The organism is Kribbella sp. NPDC005582 (genome assembly GCF_040605415.1).
Classification (GTDB): Bacteria; Actinomycetota; Actinomycetes; order Propionibacteriales; family Kribbellaceae; genus Kribbella.
The window spans coordinates 178,622-202,220 of record NZ_JBEXCU010000006.1; the positions used below are offsets into that span (position 1 = coordinate 178,622).

A 23,599-nucleotide genomic window follows, 5' to 3' on the forward strand; every position below is an offset into this window, starting at 1 on the left:
GGTGTGTGGCTCCAGATACCGACACTTCGACGATGACCAAGGACAAGCAGGAGACTGCTGCGACGGCAGGCACCGGCCGACCGCGGGTCCTGCTGCTGGACGGGCACTCGCTGGCCTACCGCGCGTTCTACGCGCTGCCCGTGGAGAACTTCTCCACCTCGACCGGGCAGCACACCAACGCGGTCTACGGCTTCACCTCGATGCTGATCAACATGCTGCGCGACGAGCAGCCGACGCACGTCTGCGTCGCGTTCGACGTGTCCCGCAAGACCTTCCGCTCCGAGCAGTACACGGAGTACAAGGCCGGCCGGTCGAAGTCGCCGGACGAGTTCAAGGGTCAGGTGTCGCTGGTCAAGGAGGTGCTGGACGCGCTCCGCATCCCGACCACGGAGATCGACGGCTGGGAGGCCGACGACATCATCGCCACCCTCGCGACGCAGGCCGCGGACCAGGGTTTCGAGGTGCTGATCAGCTCCGGCGACCGCGACGCGTTCCAGCTCGTCAGCGAGAACGTCACGGTGCTCTACCCGAAGCGCGGTGTCTCCGAGATCGCCCGGATGGACCCGGCCGCGGTCGAGGCGAAGTACGGCGTACCGCCGCGGTTGTACCCGGATCTGGCCGCGCTGGTGGGGGAGAAGAGCGACAACCTGCCCGGTGTGCCGGGCGTCGGGGACAAGACCGCGGCGAAGTGGCTGAACCAGTTCGGCTCGCTGAACGACGTGATCGACCGGGTCAACGAGATCAAGGGCAAGGCCGGTGAGTCGCTGCGCGAGCACCTGTCCGACGTGATCCGGAACCGGCAGATCAACGAGCTGATCCGCGACCTGACGCTGGATGTCACCGTCGACGACCTGGTCCGGGTGCCGTGGGACCGCGAGCAGGTGCACACGCTGTTCGACAGCCTGGAGTTCCGGGTGCTGCGCGAGCGGCTGGTCGCGGAGCACGAGGAGGTCGACGCCACGGTCGAGCAGGGCTTCGAGCTGGACGGTGTGCAGCTGAAGCCCGGCGAGGTCGCGGCCTGGCTGAGCAAGCACGTCAGCTCCGGCGAGCGGGTCGGCGTCGCGGTGCAGGGCAGCTGGGGGCGTGGTACCGGTGAGATCACCGGGCTGGCGCTGGCCAACACCTCGGGTGCGGCGGCGTGGTTCGACCCGACCGCACTGACTCCGGAGGACGCGACCGCCTGGCAGGTCTGGCTCGCGGACCCGAAGCAGCCGAAGGCCTTGCACGACGCGAAGGGGCCGCTGCTCGGCTTCCTGGAGCGCGGCTGGACGCTGGCCGGCCTGAGCTCCGACACCCAGCTGAGCGCGTATCTGGCCCGGCCGGATCAGCGGTCGTACGATCTGGCCGACCTGACCGTCCGCTATCTGAAGCGTGAGCTCCGCACCGAAGAGGTGGAGAACGGTCAGCTCAGTTTCGACGACGTCGAGGGCGGGCCGGCCGCGGATCACACGATGCTGCGCGCCCGCGCGATCGCCGACCTGGCCGACACCCTGGACGCCGAGCTCGAGAAGCAGGCCGGTACGGCGCTGCTCGCGGATGTCGAGCTGCCGCTGATCGACGTGATCGCGGGCCTGGAGCGGGACGGGATCGCGGTCGACCGGCCGTATCTCGAGGAGCTGGAAGAGCGGTTCGCGACCGGCGTCCGCGAGGCGGCCACGGCGGCGTACGAGGTGATCGGCAAGGAGATCAACCTCGGTTCGCCCAAGCAGTTGCAGGTCGTGCTGTTCGACGAGTTGCAGATGCCGAAGACCAAGCGCACCAAGACCGGCTACACCACCGACGCGGATTCGCTGCAGGCGCTGTTCGAGAAGACCGAGCACCCGTTCCTGGCGTACCTGCTGGCACACCGCGACGCGACCCGGCTGCGGCAGACGGTCGAGGGCCTGCTGAAGACGATCAGCCCGCGCGACGCCCGGATCCACACGACCTTCAACCAGACGATCGCCGCCACCGGCCGGCTCAGCTCCACCGACCCGAACCTGCAGAACATCCCGATCCGCACCGAGGAGGGCCGCCGGATCCGGCAGGCCTTCGTCGTCGGCGACGGCTACGAGTCGCTGATGTCGGCCGACTACAGCCAGATCGAGATGCGGATCATGGCCCACGTCTCCAAGGACGAGGGCCTGATCGCGGCGTTCAACTCCGGGATGGACTTCCACTCGGTGACCGCGTCCCGCGTCTTCTCGGTCGAGCCGGCCGAGGTCAGCCAGGAGCAGCGCGCCAAGATCAAGGCGATGAACTACGGCCTCGCCTACGGCCTGTCGGCGTACGGGTTGAGTCAGCAGCTGAAGATCGGCGTCGACGAGGCCAAGGGCCTGATGGACGAGTACTTCGAGGGCTTCGGCGGCGTCCGCGACTACCTGCGCAGCATCGTCCTGGAGGCCGGCAAGAGCGGCTACACCGAGACCATCCTCGGCCGCCGCCGCTACCTGCCCGACCTCACCAGCGACAACCGCCAGCGCCGCGAGATGGCCGAGCGGATGGCCCTGAACGCCCCCATCCAGGGCTCGGCCGCCGACGTCATCAAGATGGCCATGCTCAAGGTCGATGCCTCCCTCAAGGCCTCCGGCCTCCAGTCCCGCATGCTCCTCCAGGTCCACGACGAACTCGTCTTCGAAGTGGCCCCCGGCGAGCGCGAGGCTCTCGAAGAGCTGGTCCGCCGCGACATGGGCGCCGCCGTCGAGATGGACGTCCCGCTGGACGTCTCCGTAGGGGTAGGCCGCACCTGGCACGAAGCCGCCCACTAGCCTGGCGCGGCTTCGGGCGAGGGGATCAGGGCTGCGTTTGCCGGGCCTGCAGTGCGCGGTCGAGGGCGGCTGCGCAGTGCAGGGCGGTGGTGGGGAAGACGGGGACGGTCAGGTCGGCGGCTGTCAGGCTGAGCTCCAGTTCGGTGCAGCCGAGGACGATCCCCTCCGCGCCCTGGGCGACCAGCTTGTTGGCGATCTCGATGAGGGATTGCCGCGAGGGCTCCGAGACGAGGCCGACGCACAGCTCGTCGTAGATGATGCGTTGGACCTCGGCGCGGTCGGCGGCGTCCGGGACGAGGGTCTGGACGCCGTGACCGCGGAGCCGGTCGGTGTAGAAGGTCTGTTCCATCGTGTAGCGGGTTGCGAGCAGGCCGATCCGGCTGAGGCCCTGGTGGCGGACCGCTTCGGCCGTCACATCGCCGAGATGGATGACCGGCACGGTGACGGCGGCCGCGACGACGTCGTACACCTTGTGCATCGTGTTGGTCGCGATCAGGATCAGCGCGGCACCGGCCGCTTCGAGGTCAGCGGCCTCACGGGCCAGCAGCGCTCCGGCGGCCGTCCAGTCGCCGGTGGCCTGGAACCGTTCGACCTGCGCGAAGTCGACGGTTGCCACCCGGAGCCGGGCTGAGTGCAGGCCACCGAGGCGTTCCCGAACGCCTTCGTTGAGCAACCGCAGGTACTCCGTGGTCGATTCCCAGCTCATCCCGCCCAGTACGCCGATGATCTCCATGGATCCGATCATGGCCAGCCTGAGGTGGTAGCAGAAGAGCGATCTGGTGACCGGACCTGTCAGCATTGGTGACATGTCCGAGCTGGAACCAGATTCCCGCAGCTTGCTGGTCTTCCACGTCGTGGTCGAGGAAGGGTCGATGTCCGCGGCGGCCCGCCGGCTCGGCTGGACGCACCCGGCGATCAGCCAGCACATCCAACGGCTGGAGCGAGCAGCCGGTACGGCGCTCCTGATCCGCTACGGACGTGGGGTCCGGCCCACCGCGGCCGGCGCGGAGCTGGCCGCGGCGACCGCGATGCTGGCCTCGGCGCAGTCGGTGGCAGCGGCGACGCTCCGACGATTGGGTGCGGCGGGCAGCGCCGTCGTACGGGTGGCTGCTTTTCCAACGGCCTGTGCAACCTTTCTCGTCGACGCCGTATCGGCGGTGGCGCCGGTCCGGGTGCAGCTGACGCAGGCCGAACCAGAGGCCGCGCTGGCGATGCTGGCCGAGCGGAAGGCCGATCTCGCGGTCGTCTTCGACGATGAGCCCGCGCTGGTTCCGGTGGATCGGGTCCAGCTTCTCGACGACGCGCTGGTCCTCGTCGTACCGGAAGGACACGAGCTGGCCTCGATGCCATCGGTGGCCGTCGCGCGACTCGGCGAGTACACGGTGGTTGCCGGGTGCAACCGTTGCCGGCGGCGGTTGTGGCAGCACGGCCTGCGCGCGGGGGTGCGCCTCGAACTGCACCATCAGGACACCGACGACTATGTCGTGATGCAGGCGATGGTCGCGGCCGGCCAAGGCCCGGCGGTCCTGCCCGCGCTGGCGCTGCGGGCGCACCATCGAGCCGGGCTGGTCGCCGTGCCGTTGGAGCCGCCGCTGACCCGGCGGATCTCGGTGTGCCGGCCAGCTGGTCGCGCGGCTCCGGACGAGGTGTCCCGCGTGCTGGAGGAGATCGTTGCTCAGGTGACGTAGTGGGGCAATGGGTCAGGGGAGAGGGCCCGCTCCAGAAAGCGGAGCTCTTCGTCGCGCAGCGGTGGGAGGTTGTCGAGGGGCCACCAGCGGACGTCGGTGGACTCGTCGTCGTTGACCTTCGCCTCGCCGCTGATCGGGCGGCAGCGGAAGCAGAGGTCGAGGAACTGGACCTGGTCGCCGTTGGGATAGGTGTGCGGCTCGAAGGACTCGACGTTGAGCAGGCGCTCGACCTCGGCCACGACGGCGGTCTCTTCGAGGATCTCGCGGACGACGGCGACGGCGGGTTGTTCGCCGGGTTCGAGGATGCCGGCGACCAGTGACCACTGGCCGCTGTCGGCGCGCCGGACGAGCAGGACCTGGTCGTGGTCGTCGAGGACGACGGCAGTCAGGCAGGTCAGCCACAACGGGTCGTGACCGATCTTCGCGCGCAGCTCGAGGATGAACTTCGGGGTGGGCATGGGGCGAGCCTAGCCAATCCGCGGAGGACTTTCTTTCTGAAGGAAAGTTGCAGCCGGTGCCCGCTCACCCCTTTCGGACAGATCCGATCTCTGCCATCCTGCGGGGCATCCAATCGTAGATCCTATCGGATATCTCACAATCCGTAGTGGGAGGCGGGATGCGCACAGTGAAGCGAAGGTCGTTCGTCGCGGGGGCTCTGGGGATCGCCGCGGCAGGTGGCAGTGGCCTGCTGAGCGGGTGCAGTTCCGGTACGGCGGAGGCGGGCGCCGCGCCGGAGAGCCTGACCCAGCCGCCCGTGGAGCCGGCGCCGCTGAAGTCCGGCGTGAACTACCCGCCCGGGTACGTCGGGCCGAAGGCGCGGCGGCAGCAGACGATCGTGAAGGAACCGGTGACGTTCACCGTCGTGGTTCCGCAGAGCCTGACGGTCGGTGACTGGTCGACGAACGAGTTCACCCGCTGGATGGAGCAGCAGACCGGGATCCGGATCCAGTGGCGGCAGGTGGCCGGCAAGGGCAACGACCCGGAGACGATGACGAAGATCAACGCGATGATGGCGGCCGGTGACATCCCGGACGCGTTCCTCGGCATCACCTTCACCCGCTCGCAGCTCTACCTGTACGGAACCCAGAACCTCTTCGTCGACCTCAATCCGTACCTGGAGCGCTACGCGCCGAACCTCCAGCTCGCGATGAAGGACTACCCGGAAGCGCCGAAGCTGATGGTCTCGCCGGACCGCGGCATCTACAGCTTCCCCGACATCAACGACTGCTACCACTGCCGCGCCTCCAACGGCCGCGCCCTGCTGAACACCGAGTGGCTGCGCAAGGTCGGGCTCGCGATGCCACAGACCACCGATGAATTCCGCGAAGTACTGCAGGCGTTCAAGAAGGCCGACCTCGCCGGCGGTGGCAAGACGATCCCGTTCGGCGGCTACAAGGACGCGCCGCTGGACACGTTCTTCATGAACTCGTTCCTCTACAACGCAGGCGACCCGTGGCTGGCCGTCAACGACGGCAAGGTCGAGGCCAACTACGTCAAGGACGAGTGGCGCGAGGGCCTGAAGTACCTGCACGGCCTGTACGCCGACGGCCTGCTGGCGCGCGACATCTTCACCGCGACCGAGGACCAGATCAAGCGGTACGGCGACAACCCCGGTACGCCGGTCCTCGGCGGCGCCCGCGTGTACTACTGGGGCACGCTGATGACGCTCGACCTTGTCGACCCCGACGCGCGCTGGCACCAGTACCAGACGATGGACCCGCTGAAGGGGCCGAACGGCGTACAGGTCGCGCCGTGGGACTACCTCAAGGTCGGCCTCGAGGTCTCCACCCTGGTCGTGACGCGCAAGTGCCGGCGCCCCGACCTGCTGGTCCGCTGGGCCGACTACCAGCTCGATCTCGAGGTCATCCTGCGCTCGTACGCCGGCCCGGACTTCCGCTGGTCGGCCAAGGGTGACAAGGGCATCAACGGCAAGCAGTCGATCTACGGCATGGACTCGTGGAACACCGACGAGACCAAGGGCAAGACCTGGGACCAGTACGGCGTGATGTACCGCTCCGGCGATTTCCGCCTGGCCGAGCGGGTGGACCCGAAGAAGCCGACGTTCGAGTCGCCGCTGTACGAGCAGACCCGGGACCACCTGTTCCCGCACCGGCAGCCGATGGAGCAGCAGTTCCCGCCGGTCACGCTCGAGGCCGACCAGGCCGCGCTGGACGCCGAGATCGGGCTGAACCTCAAGACCGAGGTGACCACGTCGCTGGCCAAGTTCGTCACCGGCCGGCTCGACCCGTCCGACGACGGGCAGTGGAACGACTACAAGGCGCGGATCGCCGCGATCGGGCTGAATCCGTACCTGGAGATCCAGCAAGCCGCCTACGAGACCTACCAGGGGTGATGACCGTGGCAACCGAGACCGTGAGCGCACCCGCCCCGGTGCAGGAGACCCGGGCCGACCGGATCGTGATGATCTGCAACTACACCGCGCTCGGCCTGTTCACGCTGGCCGTCCTCTACCCGCTCGTCTACGTGGCGAGCGCCTCGCTGAGCGATCCGAAGAACGTTGTCTCCGGCAAGGTCTGGCTCTGGCCGGTCGGCCTGAGCATCGAGTCGTTCAAGGCCGTCTTCGACTACGACTCGATCGTCAGCGGCTTCTCGAACTCCGTCCTCTACGCCGTCGGCGGGGCGCTGCTCGCGACGGTGCTGACCCTGTTCGCGGCGTACCCGCTGTCCCGCAAGGGATTGCCGGGCAAGGGCCTGATCATGGCGCTGTTCGTCTTCACGATGATGTTCTCCGGCGGCCTGATCCCGTCGTACCTGGTGGTCGATCGGCTCGGCCTGCTGAACACGCGGTGGGCGATCATCCTGCCGGCCGCGCTGGCGGTCTGGAACATGATCATCACCCGGACCTTCTTCCAGTCCACGATCCCCGAGGAGCTGGTCGAGGCGGCGAAGGTCGACGGCTGCACCGACTTCGGCTTCTTCTGGCGCGTCGTACTGCCGCTGAGCAAACCGATCATCGCGGTCAATCTGCTCTTCTACGCCGTCGCCCAGTGGAACTCGTGGTTCAGCGCGCTGATCTACCTGACCAACGAGCACCTGTTCCCGCTGCAGCTGGTGCTGCGCCAGATCCTGCTGCAGAACCAGTTCGACCCGTCCCAGGTCCGCGACACCGCCGAGCTGATCCGGATGAAGGAACTCCAGGAGCAGCTCAAGTACTCGCTGATCGTGATCGCCACCATTCCGCCACTGCTGATCTACCCCTTCGTGCAGAAGCACTTCGTCAAGGGGGCCATGGTCGGCTCACTGAAGGGTTGACGTCATGGCTACCGACACCTTGGTACGACGGACGCCGGCCCGCGCCGGTGCCCGGCCGCGGAAGCAGGCGGTCGGGCTGGGGACGCGGATGCGGCGCAACTGGCAGCTCTACGCGATGCTGGCGATTCCGCTGGTCTGGCTGGCGATCTTCGCCTACTGGCCGATGTACGGCGCGATCATCGCGTTCAAGGACTACAACGTCGTGGACGGCATCCTGGGCAGTCGCTGGGTCGGGTTCAAGCACTTCGAGCGGTTCGTGGAGTCGTACCAGTTCGGGCGACTGATCAAGAACACGCTGGTGCTACAGGTCTACGAGCTGTTCGCCACGTTCTGGCCGCCGATCCTGCTCGCCCTCGGCCTGAACATGGCCCGCCGCAAGTGGTACCGCCGCTCCGTGCAGCTGATCACCTACGCACCGCACTTCATCTCCACCGTGGTCGTGGTCGGCATCATCGTGGTCCTCGTCGACCCGAACACCGGCGTCCTGACCCAGCTCCTCGGCCTCTTCGGGGCCGGGCCGATCGACGTACTGAGCAACCCGGACTACTTCCGGCACCTGTACGTCTGGTCCAGCTCGTGGCAGACGATGGGCTTCTCGGCGATCATCTACCTGGCCGCGCTGACCAGCGTCTCCCCGGAGCTGCACGAGGCGGCGATCGTCGACGGCGCGTCCAGGCTGCGCCGCGTCTGGCACATCGACCTCCCGGCGATCCGGCCGGTGGCGGTGATCCTGATGATCCTCAACATCGGCACGATCATGACCGCCGGCTTCGAAAAGGTCCTGCTACTGCAGAACACGCTGAACCTGCAGACGTCGGAGGTGCTCGACACCTACGTCTACAAGCTCGGCTTCGCCTCCCAGGTCCCGCAGTTCAGCTACGCCGCCGCGATCGGGCTCTTCCGATCCGTCATCGGCCTGGTGCTGCTGGTCCTCGCCAACACCCTGGCCCGCAAGTTCGCGAAATCAAGCCTCTGGTGAGGGCGTGAGCGCCTGGCCGGTCTCCTGGACGCCGGCCGGGCGCTGCCCGCGGTGCAGGCCCGCGGCCAGGGCGACCGACAGGACGAGCGCGCAGCCGCTGGTCAGGGCCACGAGGGTTTTGACGCCGGTCATGCCTTCGGCGAGGACGAGTGCGGCGGTCACCGCGAGGACCATCAGGCCGGCCCAGATCGCCAATGCGGCGCGCTTCTCCTGTTGCGCGATGGCGGCGTACACGACCATCTGCAGTACGGCGTAGGCCGAGCCGGCGATCGCGAACATCCAGGTGTAGGGCCCGAGGGCGGAGTACTTCTCGGGGCCGCCGATGACGGTGACGACCAGGTCCGGCAGGACCAGTGTGCCGACGACTGTGCAGACGCCGAGCCCGGCCACCGCGAGGATCGCGCGGCGGAGCTTGGCCGTGTCGCCGGGGGAGCTGGCGAGCGACGGGAAGACGATGACGATCACGAACTGCGGGAGGAACAGGCAGGCCTTCGCCACGATCACTCCGGCGGCGTAGTAGCCGCTGTGCCGGCCGTCGAGCAGGCTGCGCGCCAGCAGTACGTCGGCGTTCGCGATCACGAAGAACGCGAGCAGGGTGTGCGTGCCGTGCGCGGTCTCCCGCAGGAGGCTGTTGGTGAGGGCACGGGTGCCGCCACTGGCTTTCCGCACATAGCGGCTGCCCAGGACGGGAGGTACGACGGCGGCCAGCGCGAGCCCGGCCATCGCCCACTCGAGTGACGGATGCACGAGGAGTGCGCCGCCTCCGAGGACCAGTCGGGCGAGTCCGAGCGAGGTATAGACCGACGCCAGCGCGGTCCAGCGCTGGGTGCCCTGGAGGATGCCGAGTTGGGCGCCCATCAGGGTCAGCCCACCGAGCGTCGGTGCGAGCAGGAGCACGGCGACCACCGAGTCGATGTGCAGCAGCCACCTGATGAGCGGCGTCGCGAGCAGACAGAGCACCATCAAAGCAATCGCGGTCCGGCGTCCGGCCAGGAGTATCGAGTGCGCCAGCGAGCCGTCGTCGGTGTGCGTGGCCAGCCGGCGCGCGCCGGTGGCCTGGAGCCCGAGGGACGCGACATTGCCGATCAGCAGCAGCCCGAGCAGTGCGGTGATCGCCCCGAACTGCTCCGGGACGAGCCGGTGCGTCCCGATCAGCGTGAAGCCGTAGGCGGCGACGTTCATGATCGCCATGCCGACCGCGACCACGGTGGCACTGCGCAGGAAGCTGAGCCGCGGCTCTGTGACGGAATTCATCGCGTTCACCGTACGGCGCTGGGAGTTCGATATCACTATGGCCACGCCCGGCGATTGCGCGCTCGTGATCCGTTAAGGTCCGCCTGTGCTGAAGGCAGGAACGTCCGAGCAGGTGGTCTGGCGAGCGAGGCTCGTGCTGGGCTGTCTGTTGCTGTCGGCACTTTGTTTTCAGCGGGCGCCGGGACCGGTCGCGCCCGGCTCGCGGCTCGACGATCCGAGTGCGTTGCTGCGGGGTTCCCTGCACCTGTGGGACCCGGACAGCGCGCTGGGACAACTGCAGAGCCAGTCCTTCGGCTACCTGCTGCCGATCGGCCCGTTCCAGTGGCTGATGCACGCGCTGTCGATGCCCGAGTGGGTGGCGCAACGCCTCTGGTGGTGCGTGGTGCTGTGCGTTGCGTTCCTCGGCGTCTGGAAGCTGGCCAACGCCTGGCGGTACGGCGTGCCCTGGACCCGCTTCGCGGTCGCACTCCTGTACGGCGCCAGCCCGCTGCTCCTCAGCGGGATGTCGATCAGCTCGGCGGAGGTCTGGCCGCTGGCCATGGCCCCCTGGGTGCTACTGCCGCTGGTGACGCCGCGGGCGCGGTCCGGCTGGTGGCGCGTCGGCTGGTCGGCCATGGCGTTCGCACTGATCGGCGGTGCGGACCCACTGGCCGCCGGACTGACGCTCATCCTGCCGATCGTCTGGTTGCTCACGCGGCGTCGTGATCGCTGGACGCTCAAGGTCGCCGCGGGCTGGATCGGCTGCGTACTGGCCGTGTCGGTCTGGTGGCTCGTACCGCTACTACTGGTCTTCCACTACGGCACCCCGGCGGATCGCTCGGCCGCGCTGGCGCAGCCTCGGGGCGAGACAGATGACCTGGACGCCGCGCAGTGGCGTCCGTGGGTCGACAAGCAGAACACGAGCGGCAACGTGCTCGTCCTCCCGACCGCGCATCCGAGCTGGCTGGACGATGAGATCGAGCGCCGCCTCGCATCCGGCGTCGGCGACCGCACGCTGCCGCAGGCCCTCGCCCACGCCGGCGTCCGGTACGTCGTCCTTCGCAATGACCGGGCGGCCGACGTACCGCCTGCTGCCGCGGTCCACGAGACGCTGGACGAGGCAGGACTGAAGCGTGTCGCGCACTTTGGTCCGACGGTCGGCGAGTACCCCAGTGTGGAGATCTACGACGTCGGCAGCGCGAACGTCGCCCGGCTGATTCCGGAGTCGCGTTTCGTCGAGGTGCGTGGGGCCACAAGCGACGTACCGGCTGTGCTCTCGGCGCTGGGTGGTGACCGGGAGGCAGTCACCGCCGCCGATGTGAGCAGCGGGCAGGGACTGCTGCCGTTGATCCAGACCGACGGGCTGGAGCGTCGACAGCTCGGCGTGGACCAGCCGGCGGGGAGCCGGGCCGAGCGCGTGGAGCTGCCGCCCGCGGGCCGACAGCCGAGTGCTCTCGTGTTCAGGAACCCGCAGATCGGACGCTCCGCCTGCCTGCATGTGGCCAGTCGGTCGCAGTGCCGGCCGAGTACGGCGCGCGACGCCGACGAACCGGGTGGGCTGCTGCGGACCGTGGACCTGCCGCAGACCGCGTCGTACGAGTTGAAGGGTATGGCGCTGCCGCAGGACGGACCTGCGCTCGAGCGGCTGTTGTCAGGCCCGATCGGGGTCAGCGCCTCGTCGCGTGCAGTCGCAGCGCCTGAAGGACGGCCGGCTGCGGTCGTCGACCAGGACATCACCACCACTTGGGTCGCAGACGCTGCCGACCGCGACCCGAGTCTCACCCTGACCTTGCCGACCGCCCGGAAGCTCAGCGGTCTGCAGTTCCGGACTGATTCGGCGCTCGCATCAGGAGCGCCCACAGAGGTCACGCTCAGCCTCGACGGCGGTCCGGCCACGGCTCACAAGCTCGATGCAGACGGTTATGTGCGGTTCGGAGAGCAGCTCGCACGAACCGTTGAGGTGCGGTTCGTGAACCCGGTAGCGGTCTCGGAGATCCGCGTGGTCGGCGCCGACGAACTGCGGCAGGCTCTGCGACTGGACTCCGGGGTGGGGGAGTCCTGTGGCTCCGGACCGGTCGTCAAGGTGGACGGCAAGCCGACCATGACCCGAGTGACCGCCACGATGCGGGACCTCTTGCAGCGGCGACCGGTCAGCTTCACCAGCTGCGACTCAGGTCCCGTCGTCCTGCAGGCCGGCCGGCACGAGGTCGATGTGCTGACGAACGGCGGTCTGGTCCCGACCGAGGCCACGCTGACGAAGGCAGGCTTCGGCGACGTCTCCGTCACTCCGGTGCAGGGTGTCAACGTGTGGCGGTCGAACCCGGCCGCGCTGACCCTCGAGGTCCCCGCCTCGAGCAAGCAGTCGGTGGTGACCGTCGCGCAGAACTACAGCAAGGGCTGGGTCGCGTACGACGGCAGCGGGCGCAAGCTGGCGCCGATCCGCGTCGCCGGGTGGCAGCAGGGCTGGGTGCTGCCCGCAGGCGAAGAGCAGTTGGTCAACGCACGCTTCATGCCGGACCGGGCGTATCGGGCCGGCCTCCTGGTCGGCTCGCTTGCAGTGCTTGCGGTGATGGCGATGGCGCTGTTCTACCGGCGCCGGACCCGCCGCTCCGGACACCAGCTAAAGGCCGCTCCATGGTGTAGAAGCTGGCTGCAGCGAGCCCGATGGACGCGACCAGCGTCGTAGCGAACAGAAACACGAACTGCGTGCTGATGCGCGCTAGCAGTGTCAGCGCGACGACCTGGTAGGCGAAGACGCCGTACGTGAGGTTGCTGGCCAGTCGAGCCGGTCTGCCACCCAGGTACTGAGCGGTGCGTTCGCTGGGCGCCAACGCCGGGAACAGCACACACGCTGCGATAGCTGTGTAGAGCAAGCTCTTGACCGCAGCCTGCCCGGGTGTGGCGGTCGCCAAGTCGTACGGACCGGCTAGCGGGGTCGCGGCGAGCAGCAAGAGCGCGGCGGCGATACCCCAGACCGTTCCGGGGATCTTGGTGAGGATGTCCAGTGCCGAGGCGCCGAGCCGGCCGGTACTGCGGGCGACCTGCCAGAGCGCCAAGCCCATGCCGACGGCGAACCAGCCGATGTAGCCGGGCAGCCAGAGGCCGGCGTTCGGGTGATGCGTCGCGGTCATCACAGTTAGCCAGGCCGGGCCGACCACGGTCAGCGCCGCGAGGACACTGAGCCGCCAGCGGACACTGCGTCGAGTTGGACGCTCGTATCCGGTCAGAAGCTTCGCCAGTGCCGGCAGCAGCACGTAGAACGCAGCTATCGCCGACAGGCGCCACAGCTGCGTCAGACCGGCAGCGGGCTCGCCTTCGAAGTAGACCTGGGTGAGGGTGGCGTGCTGCAGGTAGGTCAACCAGTCCGCCGAGTGCAGCAGCACCACAGCCAGCAGTACGGCGACCCACAGCACAGGCACGATCCGCAGCGCCCGGTTGCGCAGGTACGGCAGTGTCAAAGGTGGTGTGGTGCCTTCGAACCACGCGACCACATGCGGCCGGTAGAGCAGGAAGCCGGAGATCGCGCAGAACACCGCGGCGCCAACGTCCAGCCGGGACAGCAGACCGGAGAGGGCACCGGCGTCACTGTGCAGGGCGACCTGTGCGGTCAGCATCGCCAGCGCGGCCAGAACACGCAGACCGTCCAGTGCGGGAAACCTGTGCCGCGTCATCCCAACCCCTCCTTGCGGGCCGACCAGATCGCCGTACCGGGGACGTAGCGGCCGCGATGCGGTCCCCAGCCACCCCAGACGAGCGTGTGACCGGCCGGCCACTCCGGCTCGAACAGGTCGTCGATGGCGAAGCCGGACTCGGTCAGCGCGCGGATCCAGTCGCCGATCGTGCGGTGGTGTTCGACGTAGATCGGCGTACCGGCGTCGTCGACCTCGACGTACGGCGTGCGGTCGAAGTAGGACTTGTCGATCCGCAGACCGGCGGCGGACGGATCGTCCGGCATCGTCCAGCGGAACGGGTGGGTCACCGAGAAGACCAGCAACCCACCAGGCTTGAGCGTCCGGGCGATCTCGCGCAGCGCGGTCCCGGCGTCGGCCACGAACGGCAGCGCGCCGAAGGCCGAGCAGACGATGTCGAACGTGTTGCTCGGATAAGGAAGCGCGGTCGCGTCCGCGGCGACTGTCCGGACGGCTGTACCGGTGCGGGCGTCGAGCTGCCGGGAGATCCGCAGTTGCTCCAGCGAGATGTCGAAGGCAGCGACATCCGCGCCCTGACCGACGAGCCAGCGCGAGCACTGGGCCGCGCCGCAGCCGACCTCGAGGATGCGCTTGCCGCGGACCGGTCCGAGCAGCTGGGCGCTCTCCTCGTCGACGCCTTCGGGACCCCAGATGAACCGGTCGTCGCCGAGGAACTCGCCATGGTCGGTGAGGTACTCGGCGGCGGCGGAGTTCCAGTAGGTGCGGCTGGCCTGCGAGCTCTCGGCCTCGGTCAGCTCAATACGTTGCGGCTCAACCACGCCGGTCACCCTAGCGAGCGGTGGCCGCCCGCGTCGCGATCGCCTGGTTCATCGCGCGGAACTGTGGCTCGATCGTGTCGCGCAGCATCCCGGCGGTGAACGGAACCACCGCGCCGCGGAAGACCTCTTCCTGGATCAGCTTGGACCGGCCGTCCGGCAGGGCCTCGATCCGGAAGCTGTGCTCGCCGTCGAAGACGCCGCCGAACCCGAGCCGGCCGATCCAGCGCAGCTCACGGCCGGGCTGCACGGCCAGCAGCTTCGGCGTGAAGGTCGTCTCCGCACCCTTGGTGTCGCGCAGGACGTTGGTGATCTTCGCGCCGACGGTGAGCTCGCCGGTCGAGGAGACGATGAACGGGTTCCAGGCCGGGTAGTTCGCGCGGTCGGTCAGCACCGTCCAGACCTGGTCGGGGGAGGCGTTGATCTCGATCTCGGTGCGCAGCGTCGTCGGCCGGACGATCGAGTAGGTGGTGTAGCCGACGAGCAGCAGGACGAAGGCGCCGAGGCCGATCAGCAGGCGGCGTTTCATAGGGACTCCTCAGGTCCTAGGACGCTCACGACGAGCGTCCGGGCGTAGTCAGGGGTTAATGGCTCACCGGTGACGAGGAGCCGGTAGTAGAGCGGGCCGACCAATTGGTCGACCAGCACGGCCGGTGCGACGTGGTCGAGCACCACTCCGGCCTGCTGCGCCTTCGCGACGACAGCGGTGACGGCTCGATGGCGCTCCGACCAGAGCGCACGGACGCTCTCGCCGACGCGTGGATCACGGGCCGCCGCGGCCGCCAGGTCGGCGACCAGGCTGGTCGGCGTCGAGGCCAGTCCGGCGGCGATCGTGCTGACCAGACGAGTCAGGTCGGCCCGCGGATCGCCGGACGGCTCGAACGGAACCTCCTCGCGCATGGCGCCGATCAGCGCGACCACGAGCTCGGCCTTCGAGGCCCAGCGCCGGTACAGCGTGGTCTTGGCGACGCCGGCCCGGTCCGCGACCCGGTCGATCGACAGTCCGTCGTACCCGCCGTGCCGCAGCTCTTCGGCCGCGGCGGCCAGCAGCCTGCCTTCGATCGCGGTGTCCCGGGGACGTCCTCGCTGCGCCATGCCATTTACGCTACTGCAGTTTCGTAAATGAGGCAAACGGTTCCGAGCTCTTGCCAAAAGATGAACTCTCGTCACTACTAACGGTATGCAGATGAACTCACTACGTGCGCGAACGGTGGCGGCGCTGGCCGCGACAGGCCTGCTCGCCGGGGCCCTCATTCCTGCTCAGGCGTCGGCTTCCGAGGCGCCGATGGTGTACGTCGCGATGGGCGACTCGTTCGCCGCCGGATCGCTCGTGCTGCCGGCCAAGGAGGTGCTGACCTGCGCGCGGTCCGCGGTCAACTACGCCTCTTTGATCGCCGCGGAGCTGAAGCCAGCGAAGTTTCGCGACGTCACCTGCGGAGGCGCGACGACGACGCACTTCGCGAACCCCCAGCCCGGCATCGTCCTCGGCCAGGCCGCACCCCAGTACGACGCCTTGAGCGCGGACACCACCGTGGTCTCGGTCGGGATCGGCGGCAACGACATCGGCCTGGTCGGACTGGCGTTCTCGTGCGTGAACCTGCTGCCGCCAGGCGTCGGAACGTCCTGCAAGGCGACCAACACCTCGGGTGGCGTGGACAAGCTGGCGCAGAAGATCGACGCGTTCGCCCCGACCTACGGCACCGTGATCGAGCAGATCCGGCAGCGGGCGCCGCACGCGAAGATCCTGATGGTCGGCTACCCGACCGGCATCAGGAAGGGCGGTTGCTGGCCGGTCGTGCCGGTCTGGCCCACCGATGCCGACTACCTACAGGCGGCGCTGACCCGGCTCAACCTGCGGATGGCGCAACAAGCGAGCGCGCACGGCGCGACGTACGTCGACCTGGCCACGCCGAGCGTCGGTCACGACATGTGCAAGCCCGCCGGGACGCGGTGGATCGAAGGGCTGATCCCGAGTGTGACGACGAACGGCCTGGTCCCGCTGCACCCGAACGCCGCCGGCCTGCGCAACGCCGTACCGGCCGTCCGGGCGGCGATGGCAGGATCAGGTGGGTGGAAGGACTAGAAGCAAGCGCAGTTCCGCTGGCCGGTGGGTACGGCGGTCAGACCTTCGCGGTGACGGCAGGCGGCGAGGACGCCGTACTGAAGTTGTACGTGAAGGACCCTGACCGTGCGGTCGTCGACGCGGCACTGCTGCAGCTCGTTCGTGGACTGCTGCCGGTGCCGCGGGTGCTCGACCTCAAGCGCGAGGGGTCGTTCGAGGACCCGCCGTACCTGTTGATGGAGCGGTTGCCCGGCGTGAACCTGCAGGCCTTCCTGGAGACGGCCGGTCCCGACGAGCGGCGGAAGGTCGGAGCGCAGCTCGGGGAGCTGCTGGCCCGGCTGAGCGGGATGCCGTACCTGACCGCCGGCCTGTTCCGCGGCGGCGACCTGACGGTCGAGCCGTTCGGTGTTGGTGACCTGGAGCAGTTCGCCGCCGAGCTGGGCCTGCAGATCCCGTGGGAGATCGTGGACCAGGCCGAGGGCCTGCTGGCCGACGTCGATCGGTTCTGTCTGGTGCACAGCGATTTCAACCCCAAGAACCTGCTGATCGACCCCGAGACGGTTCGCATCACCGGGCTGATCGACTGGGAGTTCGCGCACGCCGGATCGCCGTACGCCGATCTCGGTAACCTCCTGCGGTTCGAGACCGACCCGGTGCTGGCGGGCGCCGTACTGGATGTCCTGCGGCCGAGGCTGCCCGGACCGCTCGTGGAGCGCGGCCGGGCGGCTGATCTGTGGGCGCTGCTCGACCTCGCCGCCCGGGCCGATCAGAACCCGGTGGCGGCCGCCGCGGCGGCGCTCGTCGCCCGGATGGCGGACACGCGAGAGCTCTCCGGCGGCCGTCCTGACCTGGACGTCGTAGATTGAGCTGAGTGGCACGTCGGGACACCTCGGCGGGCAGCCGGTGCCTACCGGGTGCCCCAGGTTGTGTTGCCTCCGTCAAGACCGGTATTCTGTGAGATGCGCTATGAGCCTGCGCGACCTCGGACGGAGCAGGCTCGTGCTCGCAGCTTGTCGGTGGTGAATCTGTGCTCTTCAGGCAGTCCAGCGGTGTGATGCGATCCAACGGCTCATGACGCAACCTGACGAGACCACCAGTCCACGGAGCAACCCACCACATGACGGCCAGCATCGAGGCACCTCTCGACCCCGCAGTTCGCAGCACCCCGCAGGTAGCGGTCAATGACATCGGGTCGGAGGAAGACTTCCTCGCGGCGATCGATCTGACCATCAAGTACTTCAACGACGGCGACATCGTTGAGGGCACCATCGTCAAGGTCGACCGGGACGAGGTCCTCCTCGACATCGGTTACAAGACCGAAGGCGTGATCCCCTCCCGCGAGCTGTCGATCAAGCACGACGTCGACCCGAACGAGGTCGTCAACGTCGGCGACCACGTCGAGGCCCTGGTTCTCCAGAAGGAGGACAAAGAAGGCCGCCTGATCCTCTCGAAGAAGCGCGCCCAGTACGAGAAGGCCTGGGGCACGATCGAGAAGATAAAGGAAGAAGACGGCGTCGTCACCGGTACCGTCATCGAGGTCGTCAAGGGTGGTCTCATCCTGGACATCGGCCTCCGTGGCTTCCTGCCGGCCTCGCTCGTCGAGATGCGTCGCGTCCGCGACCTCCAGCCGTACGTCGGCCAGGAGATCGAGGCCAAGATCATCGAGCTCGACAAGAACCGCAACAACGTGGTCCTGTCGCGTCGCGCCTGGCTCGAGCAGACGCAGTCCGAGGTGCGGATGAACTTCCTCACCCAGCTGCAGAAGGGCCAGATCCGCAAGGGTGTCGTCTCCTCGATCGTCAACTTCGGTGCGTTCGTGGACCTCGGCGGCGTCGACGGTCTGGTGCACGTCTCGGAGCTGTCCTGGAAGCACATCGACCACCCGACCGAGGTCGTCGAGGTCGGCCAGGAGGTCACCGTCGAGGTGCTGGACGTCGACATGGACCGCGAGCGCGTCTCGCTGTCGCTGAAGGCGACCCAGGAAGACCCGTGGCAGCAGTTCGCCCGGACCCACCAGATGGGCCAGATCGTGCCCGGCAAGGTCACCAAGCTGGTTCCGTTCGGTGCGTTCGTCCGCGTGGAGGAGGGCATCGAGGGTCTGGTGCACATCTCCGAGCTGGCCGAGCGTCACGTCGAGATCCCGGAGCAGGTCGTTCAGGTGAACGACGACGTGATGGTCAAGATCATCGACATCGACCTCGAGCGGCGCCGGATCTCGCTGTCGCTGAAGCAGGCCAACGAGGGTGTCGACCCGGTCTCCGACGACTTCGACCCCACGCTCTACGGCATGGCGGCGACGTACGACGAGCAGGGCAACTACATCTACCCCGACGGCTTCGACCCGGAGACGGGCGAGTGGCTCGAGGGCTTCGATGCTCAGCGTGAGGAGTGGGAGCGGCAGTACGCCGAGGCCCACACGCGCTGGGAGGCCCACAAGAAGCAGATCGAGGACGCCAAGACGGCGGACGTCGAGGCCGGCGAGGCCTCCACGTACTCCTCGGCCACCGGTGGCAGCACCAGCGCCGCTCCGAAGGACGACGCTCCCGCCGAGGGTGCGCTCGCTTCCGACGAGGCGCTTCAGGCACTGCGTGAGAAGCTGACCGGCCAGGGCTGATCATCTCTCGGTAGTTCTGCCGAGACCCCCGCATCCCCTTGGGGTGCGGGGGTCTCGCACGTTATGGACCGCGGCGGTTGGAGTTGCTGAAGCCGTTGCCCCAGTCGCCGCCGCCTTCGCCCTTCAGCCGCGTCTTCAGCTCGATCACCACGGCCCGGGCGCTGCTCGACGTGAAGAAGCCGATCCGGTACGGCTCGTTCGGCGCACCCGCCTCCCACGCCGGCACCTGCTGCTCGCCGTACCTGATCATGCGCACCGGCGGATCCTCACCGGCCTTGATCCGCGCGGCATCCTGCGCGCAGGCCGGGACCTTGCGCGTCGGTCCGCTGCGCGGCGTCCACACCACGTCTCCCGTTGCCGGTCCGTGCTGCGGGTTGAAGAAGCACGGCGTACGGCGCTCTGGCAGTGGAAGCCCGTCAACCCGGGCCCGCGCACAGGCCAGCGCGTAGCGGCCGGCGGTCAACGTGTCGATCACTGCGCTGATCGACTCGACGGTCCGCAGCTTGTCGACGAGCCGCTTGGCGCTTTCGTAAGCATCCAAGGCGGTCTGATAGTCGTGCCGGGCATCAGCATCGAGTTCGTGAGCGTCGCCGAACCGCGTCAGTTCCTCGCCGAACACAATGGCGTCCTCTTCCGCCATCAGGCGAACGTGTTCCAGCTCTCGGAGGTCCTTGCGTCGTCGTCTCCACCCCATAAGCCATAGTAGGTCCCGTGCTACGAGTTGGACTGACCGGCGGAATCGGATCCGGCAAGAGTGCGGTGTCGTCGCGGCTGGCGGCGCGGGGTGCGATCGTGATCGATTCCGACGTGCTGGCGCGCGAAGTGGTGGCCAAGGGGACCGACGGGCTGGCCGAGGTGGTGGCCGCGTTCGGGACCGAGGTGCTGACCGCCGAGGGCGAGATGGATCGGCCCGCGGTCGGGCGGATCGTCTTCGGTGATGCCGACGCTCGGCGCCGGCTGGAGGCGATCATCCATCCGCGCGTGCGCGCGCGGGCCGCCGAGATCGAGGCGGCGGCGACGGACGACGCGATCGTGGTGCACGACATTCCGTTGCTGGTCGAGACCGGTCAGGCCGGCACATTCGACGTGGTGCTGGTGGTCGACGTACCGGCTGACATCCAGCTGGACAGGCTGACCGGGCAACGAAAGATGGCGGCCGCCGAGGCGGAGCAGCGGATCGCCAGCCAGGCCACGCGCGAGCAGCGCCTGGCCGTCGCGGACGTGGTGGTCGAGAACGCCGGAACGCTGGCCGAGCTGGATGCCCGGCTGGATGAGGTGTGGGCCACTCTGCGGCAGCGCGCAGGGCACGGTCCGGACACGAAAGCGTGACCCCTGCGCGGTAAATGATGTTTCCGGGATCGGTTGTACGACAATCTGTCCGGTCCGAAAGCCCCGAAGTAGGGAGGATGGCGTGGTGTGTCCGCGCTGCAACTCTGACGTCCCCGAGGTCTCGCGGTTCTGCCATCACTGTGGCAACGACCTGCGGTCCGGGGACACGGAGCGCAAGAACGCGTACGCGGCGAGGCCGGATGAGCCGGTGGCGTCGTTCAAGCTGGTCTCCACGATCATGCCGCAGGGGTCGGGCAAACAGCCCTCCACCTACAAGATCGCCCTCGGAGCCGCGCTGCTGCTGACCGTCATCACGGCCGCACTCGGCGCGCTGCCGGTGGCGATCATGGTGGCGGCCTTCTCGGTGCCGATCGTCTACATCCTCTATCTGTACGACGTGAACCTGTGGGAGGACGAGCCGATCCCGGTCGTCGCGGCGGCCTTCGTGCTGACCGGCGTGCTGGCGGCGGTCTTCACCTGGCTGTGGTCGGACAGCATGGCGCTGTCCACCGACACCATCGGGTCGAACGACATCGGCCCGTCCGGGCGCGACCTGTTGATCCTGCTCCTGCTGGTGCCGGTCGTCTCGGAGCTGATCCGTCAGCTCGGTCCGCTCTACCTGGCCTCACGGCCGCGGTACGACGACCTGATGGACGGCTTCACCTTCGGAGTCGTAGCCGGTGTCGGCTATGCGTGCTTCGAGACGCTCGTTCTGCACTGGGGCTGGATCAGCGGCGGGTTCGCGGGTCCGGGCAGCAGTGCCGGCACCTGGATCTCGATCGTGGTGCTGCACGGTTTCATCAAGCCGCTGATCTACGGTTCCGCGACCGGTCTGGCCGGTGCGGAGTTCTCCGGCCTCGGCGCCGGGTACGACGGCTTCACGCCGCGCTGGGTGGCCGGACTGCTGCAGGCGATCGTGGTGAACGCGCTGTTCCAGGGTGGTGTCTACCTGCTCGGCTTCGTCGGCGGTCACGGCTCGACGATCGGCGCCGTGCTCGGTGCCGTCTGGGGCTTGCTGATCCTGGGCGCGCTGATCATCCGGGTCCGGACCGTGCTGCACAAGGGCCTGCTCGAGGCCGCACTGGAGTCCGCCGCGCGCGGTGGTTCCAACCACGCCTCCGGCGACCAGGCCTTCTGCTCCCGCTGTGAGATGCCGCTGCTGCCGCACTCGGACTTCTGCTCCGCCTGTGGCAACTCGGTCCGCTCGGTGCCGAAGTCGGCCCGTGGTGTGACCGCGGCGACGGCCAGTGGGTACGACGCGACGACTGGGGAGACGCAGGCATGAGCAACCAGCAACCTCCGTACGGCCAGCCTCAGCCGCCGCAGGGTCGGCCGCCGCAGGGTCCGCCGCCGGGCTACGGCCCGCAGGGTCAGCCGCCGCAGGCTCCGCCTCCTGGGTACGGTCCGCCTCCGCAGGGTCCGCCTCCTGGGTATGGCCAGCCGCAGCAGCCGCCGCAGGGTCCTCCGCCCGGTTACGGGCAGCAGCCGCCGCAGGGTCCGCCGCCTGGTTACGGCCAGCCGCCGCAGGGTCCTCCGCCGGGATACGGCCAGCAGCCGGGACAACCGCCGTACGGGCAGCCGCAGGGTCAGCCCTACCCGGGTCAGCAGCAGGGGTTCCCCGGGCAGCAGCAGTTCCCGCAGCAGGGCTACCCCGGTCAGCCGCAGTACGGCGGCGGTGCGCCGCGCGGCAAGGGCAGCAACAAGATCCTGTACCTGGCCGGTGGCGGTCTGGTCGTCGTCGCGGTGATCGGCATCGTGCTCGCGCTGATCTTCGGCGGGGACGACAAGAAGCAGGTCCAGCCGCCGCCGCCGACGACCGGTGGCGGTGGTGACGGCACCAACCAGCCGGCCGCCGACGAGGGCATCGAGGTCGGTGAAGGCGTCTTCGTGAAGCCGGCGTCCGGCTACGTCCGCAAGGAGCTGAAGGACTTCAAGGGCGTCTACCTGCTCAAGTCGGGTGAGGCCTACTTCATGGTCCAGGTGTTCAAGGCGCAGGGCGAGACGGCCGACACCGTCCTGCCGAAGCTGCTGACCGCCGAGACCAAGAGCCTCACCTCGGTGAAGTCCAAGGACCCGATCCGGGTCACCCCGGGCCCGAACGACAAGACCCCGGTCAAGGTCGCGATCACGCAGTCCTACTCCGGTCTGTCGGCCGGTCAGCAGGGCAGCACCGAGGTCGTCGGGTACGTCGGCGTGATCGAGCGCAACGACGGCGTCATCACGCTGGTCCGGGTGCTGGCCCGTAAGGACAAGGCCTCGACCGCCCAGCCGGACAGCACCGCGATGCTGCAGTCGGTGCTCAAGAGCCAGTGAGCGGCAAACGTGACAAAGGGGCCGGGGACAGCAACCCGTGGGTGAGCAAACCCGGCCCCGGCGAGGACCCCGCGGCAGCGCCTGCTCCGGCGCTGCCGCCGTCCCCGTGGAACCTCGAGGTCCCGCCCGCCGAGCAGGCTCCCGGTGGTCCGGCGACGCAGACGTCGTCCGCGTGGGGTGACAAGGTCGGGCCGCCGTCGCTGCGCCGGCCGGTGCCCGAGAAGAAGCGGCCGAAGCTCCCGCCGGTGCTGCTGCCGATCGGCGCCGGCCTGATCGTGGTCGTGCTGGTCGCGGTCGCGCTCGTGCTGCTGTCCGGTGGCGACGACAAAGGCGCCGACCCGGGCCCCGGTCCGTCGACGACTCCGAGTGCCACGCCGACGACGCCGTACACGCCGCCGGCCGGCGCGATCCCGGTCGCGTACGGCGTCTCCGTCGTACCGGTGCCGGGGTGGAGCGTGCTGGAGACCGAGAAGCAGGGCAAGGAACTCGTCACCTACGCGCCGAACGGCGAGGCCCGCGCGTTCTTCTGGGTCCGCCAGAAGGAGAACGTGACGGCGAAGGCCTATCTGCTCGCGATCGTCGAGGGCGAGACCGAGAACGAGATCGCCAAACTCGGCGACGAGCGGAACCTGCCGTGCCCCAAGGACGTCCTGGAGGAGTGCATCGCGATGAGCTACACCTCCACGGCCAAGGACAAGGCCGGTGCGGACGTCGCGGTCCAGGGCTACGTGGAGGTCTACCTGCGCAAGGACAAGGTCGCCACCGCGGTGGACTTCCGGACCCGGACCGACTTCGCGCCGAAGGCCGAGGCGGACGCCGCCCAGATGAAGACGTCGGTTCTCGACAGTTTCTGAAACCTTCCCCGCCCCACCACCCCGGTCTTGTGACGAGCCCCC

The 23,599-nt window shown here is 68.5% G+C and carries 20 protein-coding genes and 1 pseudogene; 13 read left to right on the plus strand and 8 right to left on the minus strand.

The window, feature by feature from the left end; translation table 11 throughout:
* Positions 1–32: 32 nt before the first annotated feature.
* On the plus strand, positions 33–2,747 hold the full coding sequence (polA, locus tag ABZS29_RS30160; protein WP_355466939.1) for a DNA polymerase I: 2,715 nt from the start codon (positions 33–35) through the stop codon (positions 2,745–2,747).
* Between the two features lie 25 nt (positions 2,748–2,772).
* On the opposite strand, the gene ABZS29_RS30165 is transcribed toward polA, so the two are convergent.
* Positions 2,773–3,480, minus strand: a complete 708-nt coding sequence (locus ABZS29_RS30165) for an amino acid racemase (RefSeq protein ID WP_355466941.1) — start codon at positions 3,478–3,480, stop codon at positions 2,773–2,775.
* Between the two features lie 73 nt (positions 3,481–3,553).
* On the opposite strand from ABZS29_RS30165, the gene ABZS29_RS30170 reads away from it, so the two are divergent.
* Positions 3,554–4,435 carry a LysR family transcriptional regulator gene (locus ABZS29_RS30170; protein ID WP_355466943.1) on the plus strand — a complete coding sequence of 294 codons (882 nt, stop codon included), beginning with the start codon at positions 3,554–3,556 and terminating at the stop codon, positions 4,433–4,435.
* On the opposite strand, the gene ABZS29_RS30175 is transcribed toward ABZS29_RS30170, so the two are convergent.
* On the minus strand, positions 4,423–4,893 hold the full coding sequence (locus ABZS29_RS30175; RefSeq protein ID WP_355466945.1) for an NUDIX domain-containing protein: 471 nt from the start codon (positions 4,891–4,893) through the stop codon (positions 4,423–4,425). The genes ABZS29_RS30170 and ABZS29_RS30175 overlap by 13 nt on opposite strands.
* 158 nt (positions 4,894–5,051) lie before the next feature.
* Between ABZS29_RS30175 and ABZS29_RS30180 the strand changes: the two genes are divergently transcribed.
* From ABZS29_RS30180 to ABZS29_RS30190, 3 genes are read left to right on the plus strand one after another with little or no spacing between them, the layout of a single operon-like run.
* A complete protein-coding gene (locus tag ABZS29_RS30180; RefSeq protein ID WP_355466947.1) occupies positions 5,052–6,788 on the plus strand; it encodes an extracellular solute-binding protein in 1,737 nt (578 codons plus the stop codon).
* Positions 6,788–7,708 carry a carbohydrate ABC transporter permease gene (locus ABZS29_RS30185; protein WP_355466949.1) on the plus strand — a complete coding sequence of 307 codons (921 nt, stop codon included), beginning with the start codon at positions 6,788–6,790 and terminating at the stop codon, positions 7,706–7,708. Before ABZS29_RS30180 ends, ABZS29_RS30185 begins: the two co-directional genes overlap by 1 nt.
* Positions 7,709–7,712: 4 nt before the next feature.
* Positions 7,713–8,687: an ABC transporter permease subunit gene (locus ABZS29_RS30190; protein ID WP_355466951.1), complete on the plus strand. Its 975-nt coding sequence runs from the start codon at positions 7,713–7,715 to the stop codon at positions 8,685–8,687.
* On the opposite strand, the gene ABZS29_RS30195 is transcribed toward ABZS29_RS30190, so the two are convergent.
* Positions 8,673–9,941: a polysaccharide biosynthesis protein gene (locus ABZS29_RS30195; protein ID WP_355466952.1), complete on the minus strand. Its 1,269-nt coding sequence runs from the start codon at positions 9,939–9,941 to the stop codon at positions 8,673–8,675. The two genes, ABZS29_RS30190 and ABZS29_RS30195, sit on opposite strands and share 15 nt — an antisense overlap.
* A 133-nt stretch (positions 9,942–10,074) precedes the next feature.
* Here ABZS29_RS30195 and ABZS29_RS30200 point away from each other — a divergent pair.
* A pseudogene (locus ABZS29_RS30200) lies at positions 10,075–11,289 on the plus strand (alpha-(1->3)-arabinofuranosyltransferase family protein); the annotation flags it as partial.
* A 1,138-nt stretch (positions 11,290–12,427) separates the two neighbouring features.
* Here ABZS29_RS30200 and ABZS29_RS30205 read toward each other — a convergent pair.
* The 4 genes from ABZS29_RS30205 to ABZS29_RS30220 are packed head-to-tail and all read right to left on the minus strand — an operon-like array spanning position 12,428 to position 15,480.
* Entirely contained in the window at positions 12,428–13,591 is a 1,164-nt protein-coding gene (locus ABZS29_RS30205) for an acyltransferase (RefSeq protein ID WP_355466954.1), read from the minus strand.
* Positions 13,588–14,388: a class I SAM-dependent methyltransferase gene (locus ABZS29_RS30210; RefSeq protein ID WP_355466956.1), complete on the minus strand. Its 801-nt coding sequence runs from the start codon at positions 14,386–14,388 to the stop codon at positions 13,588–13,590. The genes ABZS29_RS30205 and ABZS29_RS30210 overlap by 4 nt, the downstream gene beginning before the upstream one ends.
* A gap of 10 nt (positions 14,389–14,398) precedes the next feature.
* Complete coding sequence (locus ABZS29_RS30215) at positions 14,399–14,914, minus strand: SRPBCC domain-containing protein (protein ID WP_355466958.1); 516 nt, start codon at positions 14,912–14,914, stop codon at positions 14,399–14,401.
* Positions 14,911–15,480 (minus strand): TetR/AcrR family transcriptional regulator, encoded by a 570-nt coding sequence (locus ABZS29_RS30220; protein WP_355466960.1) that lies wholly within the window; start codon positions 15,478–15,480, stop codon positions 14,911–14,913. Before ABZS29_RS30220 ends, ABZS29_RS30215 begins: the two co-directional genes overlap by 4 nt.
* A gap of 91 nt (positions 15,481–15,571) precedes the next feature.
* On the opposite strand from ABZS29_RS30220, the gene ABZS29_RS30225 reads away from it, so the two are divergent.
* The 3 genes from ABZS29_RS30225 to rpsA all read left to right on the plus strand — a co-directional run bounded on the left by ABZS29_RS30225 (position 15,572) and on the right by rpsA (position 19,061).
* Positions 15,572–16,468 carry an SGNH/GDSL hydrolase family protein gene (locus ABZS29_RS30225; RefSeq protein ID WP_355466962.1) on the plus strand — a complete coding sequence of 299 codons (897 nt, stop codon included), beginning with the start codon at positions 15,572–15,574 and terminating at the stop codon, positions 16,466–16,468.
* A complete protein-coding gene (locus ABZS29_RS30230; RefSeq protein ID WP_355466964.1) occupies positions 16,456–17,313 on the plus strand; it encodes a phosphotransferase in 858 nt (285 codons plus the stop codon). The genes ABZS29_RS30225 and ABZS29_RS30230 overlap by 13 nt, the downstream gene beginning before the upstream one ends.
* Positions 17,314–17,564: 251 nt before the next feature.
* Positions 17,565–19,061: a 30S ribosomal protein S1 gene (gene rpsA / locus ABZS29_RS30235; RefSeq protein WP_355466966.1), complete on the plus strand. Its 1,497-nt coding sequence runs from the start codon at positions 17,565–17,567 to the stop codon at positions 19,059–19,061.
* Positions 19,062–19,122: 61 nt separating this feature from the next.
* On the opposite strand, the gene ABZS29_RS30240 is transcribed toward rpsA, so the two are convergent.
* A complete protein-coding gene (locus ABZS29_RS30240) occupies positions 19,123–19,701 on the minus strand; it encodes a hypothetical protein (protein WP_355466968.1) in 579 nt (192 codons plus the stop codon).
* Between the two features lie 71 nt (positions 19,702–19,772).
* On the opposite strand from ABZS29_RS30240, the gene coaE reads away from it, so the two are divergent.
* The 4 genes from coaE (at position 19,773) to ABZS29_RS30260 (ending at position 23,557) form a co-directional block, all read left to right on the plus strand.
* On the plus strand, positions 19,773–20,390 hold the full coding sequence (gene coaE / locus ABZS29_RS30245) for a dephospho-CoA kinase (protein WP_355466970.1): 618 nt from the start codon (positions 19,773–19,775) through the stop codon (positions 20,388–20,390).
* 82 nt (positions 20,391–20,472) lie between these two features.
* A complete protein-coding gene (locus ABZS29_RS30250) occupies positions 20,473–21,675 on the plus strand; it encodes a zinc ribbon domain-containing protein (RefSeq protein ID WP_355466972.1) in 1,203 nt (400 codons plus the stop codon).
* Entirely contained in the window at positions 21,672–22,703 is a 1,032-nt protein-coding gene (locus tag ABZS29_RS30255) for a hypothetical protein (RefSeq protein WP_355466974.1), read from the plus strand. The genes ABZS29_RS30250 and ABZS29_RS30255 overlap by 4 nt, the downstream gene beginning before the upstream one ends.
* A gap of 41 nt (positions 22,704–22,744) precedes the next feature.
* Positions 22,745–23,557: a hypothetical protein gene (locus ABZS29_RS30260; protein WP_355466976.1), complete on the plus strand. Its 813-nt coding sequence runs from the start codon at positions 22,745–22,747 to the stop codon at positions 23,555–23,557.
* The last annotated feature ends 42 nt before the right edge of the window (positions 23,558–23,599 follow it).

What these genes read in the sequence shown, in the direction of transcription:
- ABZS29_RS30205 (WP_355466954.1), bottom strand. Translation starts at nt 13,591, where the DNA reads ATGACGCGGCACAGGTTTCCCGCACTGGACGGTCTGCGTGTTCTGGCC.
- polA (WP_355466939.1), top strand. Translation starts at nt 33, where the DNA reads ATGACCAAGGACAAGCAGGAGACTGCTGCGACGGCAGGCACCGGCCGA.
- ABZS29_RS30195 (WP_355466952.1), bottom strand. Translation starts at nt 9,941, where the DNA reads ATGAATTCCGTCACAGAGCCGCGGCTCAGCTTCCTGCGCAGTGCCACC.
- ABZS29_RS30240 (WP_355466968.1), bottom strand. Translation starts at nt 19,701, where the DNA reads ATGGCGGAAGAGGACGCCATTGTGTTCGGCGAGGAACTGACGCGGTTC.
- ABZS29_RS30220 (WP_355466960.1), bottom strand. Translation starts at nt 15,480, where the DNA reads ATGGCGCAGCGAGGACGTCCCCGGGACACCGCGATCGAAGGCAGGCTG.
- ABZS29_RS30215 (WP_355466958.1), bottom strand. Translation starts at nt 14,914, where the DNA reads ATGAAACGCCGCCTGCTGATCGGCCTCGGCGCCTTCGTCCTGCTGCTC.
- ABZS29_RS30170 (WP_355466943.1), top strand. Translation starts at nt 3,554, where the DNA reads ATGTCCGAGCTGGAACCAGATTCCCGCAGCTTGCTGGTCTTCCACGTC.
- rpsA (WP_355466966.1), top strand. Translation starts at nt 17,565, where the DNA reads ATGACGGCCAGCATCGAGGCACCTCTCGACCCCGCAGTTCGCAGCACC.
- ABZS29_RS30175 (WP_355466945.1), bottom strand. Translation starts at nt 4,893, where the DNA reads ATGCCCACCCCGAAGTTCATCCTCGAGCTGCGCGCGAAGATCGGTCAC.
- ABZS29_RS30190 (WP_355466951.1), top strand. Translation starts at nt 7,713, where the DNA reads ATGGCTACCGACACCTTGGTACGACGGACGCCGGCCCGCGCCGGTGCC.
- ABZS29_RS30165 (WP_355466941.1), bottom strand. Translation starts at nt 3,480, where the DNA reads ATGGAGATCATCGGCGTACTGGGCGGGATGAGCTGGGAATCGACCACG.
- ABZS29_RS30185 (WP_355466949.1), top strand. Translation starts at nt 6,788, where the DNA reads ATGACCGTGGCAACCGAGACCGTGAGCGCACCCGCCCCGGTGCAGGAG.
- ABZS29_RS30255 (WP_355466974.1), top strand. Translation starts at nt 21,672, where the DNA reads ATGAGCAACCAGCAACCTCCGTACGGCCAGCCTCAGCCGCCGCAGGGT.
- ABZS29_RS30225 (WP_355466962.1), top strand. Translation starts at nt 15,572, where the DNA reads ATGAACTCACTACGTGCGCGAACGGTGGCGGCGCTGGCCGCGACAGGC.
- ABZS29_RS30180 (WP_355466947.1), top strand. Translation starts at nt 5,052, where the DNA reads ATGCGCACAGTGAAGCGAAGGTCGTTCGTCGCGGGGGCTCTGGGGATC.